This is a genomic window from Paenibacillus silvestris (assembly GCF_009882985.1).
In the GTDB taxonomy this organism is placed as follows: Bacteria; Bacillota; Bacilli; order Paenibacillales; family NBRC-103111; genus Paenibacillus_E; species Paenibacillus_E silvestris.
On sequence record NZ_WTUZ01000007.1, the window covers coordinates 110,462 to 122,410 of the forward strand.

General features: G+C 40.8%; 7 protein-coding genes. All 7 read right to left on the reverse strand.

Annotated elements, in window-relative coordinates; translation table 11 throughout:
* Positions 1 to 56: 56 nt before the first annotated feature.
* Positions 57 to 1,292 carry a family 1 glycosylhydrolase gene (locus GQF01_RS03020; protein WP_161405410.1) on the reverse strand — a complete coding sequence of 412 codons (1,236 nt, stop codon included), beginning with the start codon at positions 1,290 to 1,292 and terminating at the stop codon, positions 57 to 59.
* Positions 1,293 to 1,327: 35 nt separating this feature from the next.
* Positions 1,328 to 2,149 carry a carbohydrate ABC transporter permease gene (locus GQF01_RS03025; protein ID WP_161405411.1) on the reverse strand — a complete coding sequence of 274 codons (822 nt, stop codon included), beginning with the start codon at positions 2,147 to 2,149 and terminating at the stop codon, positions 1,328 to 1,330.
* Positions 2,150 to 2,161: 12 nt separating this feature from the next.
* Positions 2,162 to 3,058: a carbohydrate ABC transporter permease gene (locus GQF01_RS03030; RefSeq protein ID WP_161405412.1), complete on the reverse strand. Its 897-nt coding sequence runs from the start codon at positions 3,056 to 3,058 to the stop codon at positions 2,162 to 2,164.
* Between the two features lie 110 nt (positions 3,059 to 3,168).
* Positions 3,169 to 4,431: an ABC transporter substrate-binding protein gene (locus tag GQF01_RS03035; protein ID WP_161405413.1), complete on the reverse strand. Its 1,263-nt coding sequence runs from the start codon at positions 4,429 to 4,431 to the stop codon at positions 3,169 to 3,171.
* A gap of 127 nt (positions 4,432 to 4,558) precedes the next feature.
* Positions 4,559 to 5,587, reverse strand: a complete 1,029-nt coding sequence (locus tag GQF01_RS03040) for a LacI family DNA-binding transcriptional regulator (RefSeq protein ID WP_161405414.1) — start codon at positions 5,585 to 5,587, stop codon at positions 4,559 to 4,561.
* Positions 5,588 to 5,764: 177 nt separating this feature from the next.
* Positions 5,765 to 11,047: an S-layer homology domain-containing protein gene (locus GQF01_RS03045; protein ID WP_161405415.1), complete on the reverse strand. Its 5,283-nt coding sequence runs from the start codon at positions 11,045 to 11,047 to the stop codon at positions 5,765 to 5,767.
* Positions 11,048 to 11,119: 72 nt separating this feature from the next.
* A complete protein-coding gene (locus tag GQF01_RS03050) occupies positions 11,120 to 11,941 on the reverse strand; it encodes a carbohydrate ABC transporter permease (RefSeq protein ID WP_202556032.1) in 822 nt (273 codons plus the stop codon).
* Between the last annotated feature and the right edge of the window lie 8 nt (positions 11,942 to 11,949).

The window sequence follows — 11,949 nt, forward strand, 5'->3', positions numbered from 1 at the left end:
TCGTCCATGACTGCTGCTGTTTCGTTTTTTTGGCTTGGCAGGATCGTTTTATCTGGCTAAATGAAGACTGACTTCTTTCTCAATTCTTCCTCGAATCTTTCGCCTGCCGCATTTTTAACTCTATGAATCGTTCCGTCAGGCTTCTCCTCCAAACTGTATAAACCGAAGGTAGCCAGATTCTCTTGAAACGATAACCCATTCGTCCGATAAGGCCAATCCACCATATCCAGAAAAGGAAACCACGTTACGCCATAAAGCTCAATTCCCTCCTCATTCATCTTCCAGCTTGCACGAATGAGTTCCTCCAACCAAGAAACACGTTGTTCTACGCTGCCATTATAGCTGGTTTCCGTAATGAAAATGGGCTTCTTGTATCGCTGATACAGATCTCTGGCAATATCGATCATATCCTTAGCTGAACCCATCACCGCACGTGGGATTTGTCCTTGCTCGGCCGTCTCTTTGCCAATCACATTCAAGGAAAATTGCGGATAATAATTGACTCCGACAATATCTAGATCAATCCGATTCTCTGCATACCATTCTAAATCATGATGGCTAAAATGGTGATCCAATACCCACGTATATAAAGGATGTCCCTGCTGAATGCGACCCTGTATAAGCTCCCACATGATAAACCGAATTTCATTCCATAAATGGGTTTCTTCGATATAAGATTCATCTGCGGCTATATACTTCTTTGAAGCCTCCACATGCACCATCACCGCATCTGGGTCGACTTGCTTTAGATGCTGAACCGTTAGGATGATTCCCTTACATAATTGATTCATAAGTAAACCAAAACCCAGCAAACCTGTTAGATATGGCGGCCAAGTCCCACTCCATCCACACCATTCCGCATTAACGAATGGCTCATTTAGTGGTGTGTAGTAAGAAGTTATTCCTTTGTACCTTTCCGCAAATGCCTTAGCATATCTAGCAACTAATTGCGGGTACTCCGCATTCATGAATTCATTCTTAAGCCATAGCGGTGTACCATAATGCATCAAGTCAATGATGGGCACTAATTCTCGATGCCGATCGAAGTAAGCCATCACCTTATCTGTCCATGACCAATCGAATACACCCTTGCTCGTTTCAATCCGATACCAGGGAACACCATAACGAATCATGGTAGCTCCCGATGCCCTCACTCGATCCAAGTCCTCTTCCCAGAATTGATAATGCTGCGTAATTTCGAATTCATCTAGAACCCTTTCGCCTCTGGCCGTTTGACCGATGAAAGTATTTTCGATTCCTACAGCCCAAACCCAAGGATGTAATTTGCCCATACAGTCGTTCTCTCCTTTTCCGTCAGATCTTTTCTCTATTCTTTCATGCCGGTAAATGCAACACCTTGAATGAAATACTTTTGTGCAAATAAAAAGGCAATAACAAGCGGTGCAGTAGCAATCGCTGCCCCAGCAGTTAGAATGCCATACTCAACAACATGCTGCCCCATAAATAATGCAAGTCCAGCAGGCAGCGTTCTCATGTCCTCGGTACTTGTAATAATTAATGGCCACAATAAATCATTCCAGTTGTACATTAAGTGGAACAGCGCCAAACTCGCGATAGCGGGCTTAGCAAGAGGTAATATGATTTGCCAATATAGTCTAAATTCAGAGCATCCGTCTATTCTCGCTGCTTCATCCAACTCTTTGGGCAAACCTACAAGAAACTGTCTTAACATAAAAATGCCGAATGCATTCGTTGCACGTGGGACAATTAAACCCACAAACGTATTGAGCCAACCAAAATGGCTAAGCATGATAAACAACGGAATAATTGTTACCTGGACGGGAATCATCAATGCAACCAGCACAAGAAGGAATAACTTATTTCTTCCTCTAAACGAAAGTCTGGCAAACGCATAACCGGCCATGGAGTCAAACAGGAGAGAGATCAAGGTAACACTGAACGAGAAAATAACGCTATTTTTGAAAAACACCAGAAAAGGAATCCTGCTCCATACATGGGTATAGGAGTCTAAGATCATTTTGGATGGAAGCAAAGTAGGTGGAAAATGCACAATTTCGTTCTCTGGTTTAAAGGATGTTAGCACCATCCATACGAAAGGAAAAGCGATGACGATTGCTGCCGCAATAAGCATAAGATACTGGAAATTGCGGGTTAAAGTTACCTTCATATCCAATACCCCCTAATCCGTTTCATTGTAGTTAAACAACTTAAGTTGAGTTAATGTAATTAAAAATACAAAAATAAACAAGATCCAAGCCGCTGATGAGGCATATCCCATATCGAGCAATTCAAAGCCTTGATGGTAAATGTAATAAACGATGGTTTCCGTACTGAACAAGGGACCTCCGTGCGTCATAACAAAGACCTGATCAAATACTTGGAATGAGGCAATGAGCGAGATAATGATCACAAACAGCGTAGTATGCCTTAAGGACGGCAATGTAATATGCCAAAATTTTTGGAACGTGTTAGCGCCGTCAATTTTTGCAGCTTCATACAAGGAAACAGAAATCCCTTGCAAGCCTGCCATGAAAATGACCATATTGAATCCGACATTTTTCCAAATAGCAATTAGAATAACAATGGGCATCGCCCATGTCGTATCCCGCAGCCAACCGGTCACGGAAAAGCCAATGAGATGTAAATAATAAGAGAGTAAGCCTATATCCGGATCCATCAAAAAAGACCAAATAATCGAAAGCACAGCAAACGAAGAGATCACGGGCAGGAAATAAATCGCTTTAAAGAAACTCATACCTTTAAGCGTTAAATTGCACAATAGAGCGAGCAGCAGCGAACAAATAATGCCCAGAGGTACAGATCCAACTGTAAAATAAGCGGTATTTCTCACTGAGTTCCAGAACCGTTCATCCTGCATCAATTTCATATAATTACTTAATCCAATAAATGGGCGGTCAGGTTCCAGCAGACTCCATTGATGAAGGCTCAACCAGAACGAATTTATAATAGGCCAAAATACAAATAACGATAATATCAGCCCAGTTGGCAATAAAAAGAAAAAGGCTGCCCGGCTTTGTTTGATCAAAGGCTTTCTGTTAGTGCGCGTGCTTGTCATAACTACCTCCTTAACCGGGTTACTCTTAAACATAAGCGGCATGTGAAGCACCCTGTCAAACTGGTGTTTTCACCCCCAGTCCGTAGGGTGCTTTTTCACACTGCTATGAACTATTTGCCTGATAAAAGGGCATCCAATTTCTTGCTTGCATCTGCCATTGTAGCTTCTACGGTACCTTTATTGTTGGTAATCGCTTGAATAGCCGGCGTAAAGATATCGCTGTCAATTTTGCTAAACTGTTCTAAGCCAGCTAGGTAAAATTTAGAATCATTTGCGACCGCTGCAAATTGAGGAATGAGCGGATTCGATTTTACCTGCGCATTATCATTTAAATCTGTTCTCGTTGGTGGGAATCCGCTTTTTGAAGATAGATAAGCTTGTGCATCCGCACTGTTCCAGAACTTCATGAACTCATAAACCTCATTTTTGTGCTTAGAGTTTTTCCCAATAACCATGGCAACTGCATTCGCAAGCGTAGCCTTGCCTGCAGGGCCAGCCGGAACTGGTGCAACGCCATAGTTCACGCCGTTTAATCCACCAGCCATCCAAGGACCATTAATTTCCATGGCTGCTTTGCCCGATGCGAAGATTTTATCAGCATCTCCACCCGTGAGATTAACAGGGGAAATCCCCTTGTTTGCGACTAGGTCAGCCCATATTTTAAGCGCTTCCACAGTTTTGCTGTCGTTTAACATGGATTTCTTGCGATCAGTTGAAAGAATATCTCCGCCATTACCCCAAATGAGAATTGGCCACATCGGAATTGTTGCATGGTCAGCGAGCACCAGCCCATATTGTTTATCAGTGCCGTTCGTTTTTGTTGTTTTAAGAATAGCATCCTGCCATTCGGCCCACGTCGTGGGAGGAGCGGCAATCCCTGCAGCTTTGAATAGGTCCTTGTTATAGTACATTAATAACGTTGCTGTATTGGCCGGCACTGCGTATAACTTGTCATTATATTTCATTGCATCAACTAAACTCTTCGCCATGACCTTTTGGTCGATCCCCTTCTCATAAATATCATCTACCGGAAGAATTAAGTTGCCTTTAGCATATTGCGGGATTAGCGATGAATCGAAAGAGGCGATATCAGGACCTTGCCCCGAAGCAAGTGATGTAGGTAATTTGGCAAGGAGTGCATCCCATGGAGAAATGTCCATCGTAATTTGAATATTGGGGTGTTTATCATTAAATTGTTTGACTAGCTCCTCATAGGCCGGACGATCCGGGCCCGTGAATCCATTCCAATAAGTTAACGTTACTTTTTGTCCAGAAGCTTCTTTACTTCCTCCACATGCTGTCAGAACAACGGACAAAGTTAAAACAGATACGAACGAAATCATCCATGATTTTTTCTTTAAAAGGTTGCTCATATTATTCCTCCTTTTGGTTAAATGCAAGAGACCCCTGTTATTGACACCTCGGACAGCCATTTCACGTTACATCTATATCACTTCCTTTCAAATTTAAATCGATTTAAATTTATCTTAAAAAAAACGCTTATGGCATATCTGCACCGCATGATTCGCGAATGATTAGATGTGTAGACATAATTGTTCTTTTTTCCTTTACTTCTTGGTTATTTAAGAAGGCGATTAATTTCTCCGCAGCCTTATAACCAATCTCTCGCATGGGCTGATGAATCGTCGTTAGCATGGGACTGACAACTGTTGCCATCTCAATATCATCAAAGCCTACAACGGATACATCACCTGGAACCGAAATCTTGTTTTCTTTATAAAATTTCAATGCACCGATTGCCATAAGATCATTTCCTGCGAACACTGCATCATAATCGATTTGTTTACGCATTAATTCCGCTGCAGCTTCGTAACCGGACTCTCTAGAGAAGTCCTTCTCAATGATTAAAGCTTCATCGTAGTGGATTTTATTATCCAAGAGAGCTTTCTTGTACCCTTCTAACCGATCAATGCCTTCTTGATGGTCTAATGGACCTGTAATATGTACAATTCTCCTTCGGCCAATCCGTATTAGATGCTCTGTAGCTGTATAAGCACCCCCTATATCATCTCTTTCGACCGTTAGCACATTGTCATGGTGCCATTTCCCCAAATATACAACAGGGAAGCCTGATTCGACCATTCTTAGAATGTTTCTATCATGTATGGAAGCGGATGAAAGTATGATCCCATCTGTGCGGCGATTTTTCAATATTTTGTTGTAAGCGGCAGACTCATCTTTTTCCGATGGGCTTGTCGATAGCATCAAATTATAATTATGATTATCGAGCACTTCGTTAATTCCTTCTAGCAGCTGAGCAAAGTAAGGATGAGTGAACACATGATGAGAGGTATTAGGGATGATAAATGAGATGGTTTCCGTTTTCTTAGCTCTGAGACTGCGGCCAATCTCGTTCGGAATATAATTCAGCTTCAAAGCTGCTTCTTCTACCAATTTTTTCGTTTTCACATTTACCCTTGGGTCTCCGGAGAGAGCTAAAGATACGGTCGCCGTTGAAACATTGGCGAGACTAGCAACGTCTTTTATTGTTACTGTAAAATTTTTCACTAGTTACCCCTTTTATCTTTTAAATCGATTTAAATTGTATACCCGAATAATAAAGCGTTCTCATTATTTTGTCAATACTTTCTTGTACTTAGATCTAATACCCTGCTCCTATTCATTATACATCAAAAACCGGAACTCCAACGGAGTCCCGGTCCTCATCCATATTGATTTCTCTTTTTACTTTTTGAACGACATTTTCAAAAGAACCGTAACCGCTTCTGCTCTTGTTGTATTGGCAGCAGGAGCGAATTCGTTCTCTCCCTTACCTTCGATAATGCCAAGTTGCTTTATTGCTGCCACTGCACCTTTGGCCCACTGTGGAATCTCTTGGTCATCTGCGAAGTTCGTTGTCGTATTCAGATCGATAGTTAAACTTAAGGCTTTCGCAATCATGGATGCCATTTCAGGGCGTGTAATTTCCGCATCAGGACGGAAAGAGCCGTCCTCATAGCCACTAATAATACCAGCCTGTACCGCTTGCGCTACCTCTTTCTGCGCCCAGATTCCAATCTTAGCTGTATCTGTGAACGACAGCGGAGCACCTTTTCCTTGCCGTTTAAGCGTATTTATCAGCATGACCGCAAACTCTGCACGAGTCACAGCAAGATCCGGCTTAAACGTTCCGTCTGAATAACCACTTACGATTCGATGGCTCACCGCTTGCTTAATACTTAACTCAGCCCAGTGTCCAGTGATGTCACTTAATTTAACAGTGCCTGTCGAAGGATCCTCTGTTGTTACATCTTTATTGTCTACGGCCAGAACAGCATACTTCGTAAAGTGATTGACTTCCACGGAAATGAAATTCCCGTTAACTTTGCCACCTGGAACTTCCACCCACAGTTTGTTCATCTCGTCATAATAAAATACAGCTGCCTTTTGATTACTCTTAACACTTTTGGGATCAAATGCAAAGGTTAGTGTTACTGCTTTACTAAAATTCTCCGAAAAGTTTTTCGAAATCTCATACACTTGACTCGCCAGAACCTCTTTATTCTTTAAAATGTTTTCAGTGTCCACTACTTTGTCTATCGTTACTTTTAATTCTTTATCCGATGCATCTTTTGGAATCGTGACTGTGATGGCATCTCCTCCAAAACTAACCTCACCTATTTTACCTAGAGGAACGGTTAGTTTACCATCTGTAGACGTAACCTTGTTGTTATCTGGAGTCGGTTGGGAAGGTGAATCCGGGTCCGATGTATGTGCCGGTGTCTCCGGTTGAGCTCTGTTCACTGTGATATTGTAGGTGCTAGTTGCCTTCCCATCCCCCGCAGTTACCACAATATGAAGGGAGTTGGTTCCTACTGCTAAATCGGATGAACGATACGAATAAACATGACCCGATTCAGAAGTTTTTACAGCACCTGAAACAGAAAGTGTTTCATTGGGCTCAGCTTTGGTCAAATTGAAATTAACACTTGAAGTTGTGTTGGGAATACTTACTGTATAGTTCATTGTCGATGACGAAAATGCGGGTGACAGCGTACCTTGATCAACCGTCAAATCAGCCAGCGCAGCATTATTACTCAAATCTGTTAAATAGATCGTCAAATTCTTAGTACTTACTGGAACGGTAACAATACCTTTCTCATGATTAATGACTCCAGCCGATGCATCTAACATATTGTTCACCATAATTGGTAATTGAACGCTGAAATTAGCCCCGCTTGCATCAATCTTTGCTTGATCCAGCTTCTTCGTATTAAATGTAAAAACAAGTTTGTTTTCATCTCTGACGACAGTATACCCCACTCTGCCTCCTTGTAGTGCAGGGTAGTTCTGCACATTTGCAACAACATTTGAATTTTTCGCAGCATCAACAACCCACTCATTCGGAATGCCGCGACCCACGATGATATCATATTTCTTGTTTTGGTCATAAATTCTTTCCGCGATCAGGGAATCAACCAATACTTTGGAGTTGACGGATTGCCCCCACATATGTGGAGCTGATCCACCGCCGCCTGGGGTATTATGAACATTCAGGTTATCATTTGTCTTCGCCCATGGACTGTTAGATTCCGGGTAAGCAATACCTTCCCACCAACTGAATGGCCCGCTCATTGAATTTTCAATCATGAATTCGTAGGCCTTAATTCCCATATCTCTATACTTCTCACCACGCAGCGCTGCACTTCCGTAACCAGCATTGTAAGCACTTGAATAGAATCCATGTGGATAGCCACCAAAGTTGTATGGAGAATCCGTTGTTTTTTCATTAACACGTCTGTTTATTCCATATGAATACGTATCATCCAACATAGTTAAATTGATATTGTCTTCGGGTTGATTAGCTCCATATAAGTATCCATCCCACTGCCATAAACCGAATAAGAACATCGAGGCCCAGTTCGCATCCCTGGAATCATGCATACGGTTTTCATCATTACTTTGTACGACAGATGCAGGAATATAATTCAGTCTTTTTTCTGTTATCGTTTGTTGCAGCCTTGTTGTGAATTTTGCTAAAAGATCTTCATATTGAGCCTTAGCCCATTCTGCTTCATTTAAATAATATTCGTCGTGCTCCATTCTATATAATTCACGTGCTATATATTCATAGGCTGTCAATCCTGTTAATGCCGAATAATTATCAATCGTCCAATTGCCATCAGAATCAATCGCAAGCGTATTTTTCATGATACCATTGACACGATCGGCTTCAATTCTCTTCGCACCATATTTGATTCTCTTTTCAAATACGGTACCTACCGTCCCATCTGCGGCAGTCATGGCTTCTTTAAAGATCGATGTATCGCCCGTTTTACTCAAATAAACAGCATATGCCCATGGCAGTTTCCAATTGGCATCCCAATATAGGTCTACGTCGGTTACACCTGTTTCTATATTGATTCCGCCAGTCAAAGGAACGCTTTTCAAGTAATCTTTGGCATGTTGAAAATCTCCACTTTGTATCAATTGGACTAAAATGCCAATCGTATCGTGAGAAAATAATCTTGCGTATCCATTCTCCCCAACGTGTAGAAAATTGCCATCTTTGATAATCATGGTATCGATATAACCAGCTTTAAATGCTTGAGCAAGTTCCTTGTTCGGTAAATCAAGATCCACCAAATCAGAAAGTCTTGTTTTCCAATATGTACTCATTTCACTGTAATTAGCGTCAAAGGAACCTTGACCAATTACTTGTTCCATTGTTAATGAAGTGAAATTCGTTACACTCTCATTAAAATAGTCATATTTATCCGCTTCAATGGCATAATCTCTGACAACGGACTCACCAGGGTCTACAACATACACATACTTCGCATCATCATTCAATGGAATCAAGTTGGATGATACGACTGGTAAAAGTCTAGTATCGCTCGAAACATTCGTTGCTGTAATGCGAGAATAGTCGATGACATAATCTTTGTTATCTACCGTATGTTTATTGGCAAAATTCTCAATCCTGTATTGCACATCATCTTTTGTAAATTCACTTATATAGGCTGGTAAATATCCTTCATTTAAAAACCAGTTAATATTGCTCGTATCCGTCACGCCAAATGTAATCATTTGTTTGGGTGCAATGGGTCCATGCTGCATCGGACGATTCCCGCCAATTTGATACGAACCGTCCAAGAACGCAATAGAAGCATTCTTATCTGATTCAAAACCAAAGGCTGCTGTCATGTTTGCATGCGTTTCATATTGATATTTTCCGGAAACTTGTAAAGCATCAATTGCGTTTAGCACCAAGGAAAGCGCTTTTATTTTTTCACTTTCTGAGGCGTCATTGCTTAATGCCTTCGCTGCTATAATGGCACGGTATAAAGCATTCACCGAATTATCTGTGTAGCCTTTTACAACTGCGCGACTAATTGCATCGATTTGGCTAACAAAGTTCGTTAAATCCCTGTTTAAAACCAGGTTATCAAAGGCCATCTGCAAATGATTTTGTGCACCGTCAAGTTCAACTTGCGTAGTATCAAAATTGTTCAACCATGCATTGGCGTTAGACAACTCGGTTTTCAATGCGGACCAAGACTGTACCGTATAAAGCTTACTATTGTACTTACTAATTTCCTGTATGAACGTTTGCAAGGTATTTCGATTTACAGTTGTCTTCTTAATAATCCTCAAAATTCCTGTACCTAATTGAGCCTCTGATATGAAATTCCCTGAAACGGTCTTGCCAAAGTACTCTGATCTTGATTCCTCATTCTTATCCATGACAACCCAGCGGTATTTTCCTGAAACAAGATTTGTTTGTGATAAAACAATGGCATAACGTGTATTATTCACGAGATTGTAATTGAAATTAACCGTTGTTAAACCACCGTCTATCACACTATCTTTACTGAGAGTGACTTCTTTAAGCGGCGAACCAATCGGCAACCCACTACTATTTGTATGATAAAGTTTTACAACCAAATCATTCGCATCGCTTGCCATTTGTTTAATAACAAATTGAACATACGCCATTTCATAGCCTTCATTAACTGTAAATGTTTGATACCTGGCTTGTTGATCAACCTCATCGCCAAAGGCATACTCATTTTTTTCAGTCCCTGTAAAATCGATCATTATATTCGTTTCTTTTTTGGTGAGCGCTGTTTTTGCTGCTAAAAGCGTATTTAACGCATTGTTAATTTCTGTTTGTGAAGCGTCTGCTTTCTCTAAAATGCTATTTGCGTTATCTCTAGCTGCGGCAAACACTTGCCATGATGCATCTGTATATAACTTTTGAGTCCAATCTTTCACATTGTTATACTCGTTGTGTAAATTAAGCTTATCCGCAATCTCCACGCTGCTGACAGCCAATCCGGAAAAAGACATGTTCCCCCATTGACTAATCGTCTCTGTTTGGAGACCTTCTACTTTTAACTGTACATTCGCGGGTACCTTGATCTGATACTTGTACACCTGTGATGTTCCGCCTGCACTAATTTTCTTCGTCTCAACAAGCGTATTATCTGCATAGATTTTCACATCTACTTTCGCTTGCCACATGCCAATGCCAAACACAATGGTCGATTCCTGAGGCTGCGGCGCTACCGTAAAATTCCAACCAACATTGTCATAGGTTCCAGGGGTCCTGTTATTAGGGAAAAACACCCCAAACCCTGTATCCTTATTGCCTGTCTCATATCCCGTCATTCCGTTATCCCAGGTATACGATAAATAATTGGCATCAGATCCTCTATCCATCTTGCCCTCAAAACCTGTCGTATTATCACCATATACACTAAATGTAACCACAGTTGAGTTTACTTTTTTAATTTGGGTCATATTATTGACGCCGTTTCCTTTTAGATGCAACCAGTCAACATTACCAAGTTGTGATAGATTAAGGGCATATTCCCCACTTACTTGGCTTTCTATGACATCAAGTGCAGAAGAATTTGCATTGAAATCTTCTGCAAATGCGAGATTGGCTTGGCCCGTTGTTGCTAGAACCATACAGCTTATCAATAATGCCGATGTGAATTTTTTAAATCTCATCTTAAACATGATATACGACCTCCATTACTTTTCTGATAGTTCCCCATTGACATAATCCCCAATCTTGTGTGCGCTTACAAACTATCCTTTAACTGCACCCGCTGTCAAACCGGAGACCACTTGTTCCTGCATAATGATGTACACAATAATGCTAGGAATGACAACGATAATTGTAGCTGCGAACATAACGCCGTAATCACTTCCGAACTGACTTTTAAAATAATATAACGCCAAAGGCAGTGTTCTGCTGTTACTACCAGTAGTTAGTGTAAGTGCAAATTGAAATTCATTCCAACATAATAAAAACTGTAACACGGCTGCCGTTGAGAAGCCCGGTTTTGAAAGAGGTAAAATGACTCGATAAAAGGTCTTTATGAAGCCGGCACCATCCAAATAGGCGGACTCTTCCAATGACTTAGGAATGGTGAGAAAAAAACTTGAAAGAATGAATAAGGATGTTGGCAGTCCGAAACCAGCATACACAAGAATTAATCCAAATAGATTATCATACAAGCCTAATGTCTTCACAGTAAGATACAGAGGCTGCAACAGCGCAGCACCAGGTATTAATAAAGATAAAGACAGTAGGCCAATTATGATATTTTTCCCTTTGAAATTGAATCGTGCAATGACATAAGATGACAATCCAAGAATAAACAGATTTAATAAGGTACCACCTACCGCAACAATGACACTATTCAGATAAAATCTAGCTAAAGGAGCAATCTTAAACGCCTTCTCGTAATTACTTAAATCGAAATGACTCGCTAAACTTAAGGAGGAAACCATGATTTCTAGATTGCTTTTAAATGAGGATAGAAACACCCACAAGAATGGCGCAACAGATAAAACAATAATTAAGCCTACAAACATATATTTAGTTAATAATACTAAGTATTTCATTATGTTCA

What these genes read in the sequence shown, in the direction of transcription:
- GQF01_RS03020 (WP_161405410.1), bottom strand. Translation starts at nt 1,292, where the DNA reads ATGGGCAAATTACATCCTTGGGTTTGGGCTGTAGGAATCGAAAATACT.
- GQF01_RS03025 (WP_161405411.1), bottom strand. Translation starts at nt 2,149, where the DNA reads ATGAAGGTAACTTTAACCCGCAATTTCCAGTATCTTATGCTTATTGCG.
- GQF01_RS03030 (WP_161405412.1), bottom strand. Translation starts at nt 3,058, where the DNA reads ATGACAAGCACGCGCACTAACAGAAAGCCTTTGATCAAACAAAGCCGG.
- GQF01_RS03035 (WP_161405413.1), bottom strand. Translation starts at nt 4,431, where the DNA reads ATGAGCAACCTTTTAAAGAAAAAATCATGGATGATTTCGTTCGTATCT.
- GQF01_RS03045 (WP_161405415.1), bottom strand. Translation starts at nt 11,047, where the DNA reads ATGTTTAAGATGAGATTTAAAAAATTCACATCGGCATTATTGATAAGC.
- GQF01_RS03050 (WP_202556032.1), bottom strand. Translation starts at nt 11,941, where the DNA reads ATGAAATACTTAGTATTATTAACTAAATATATGTTTGTAGGCTTAATT.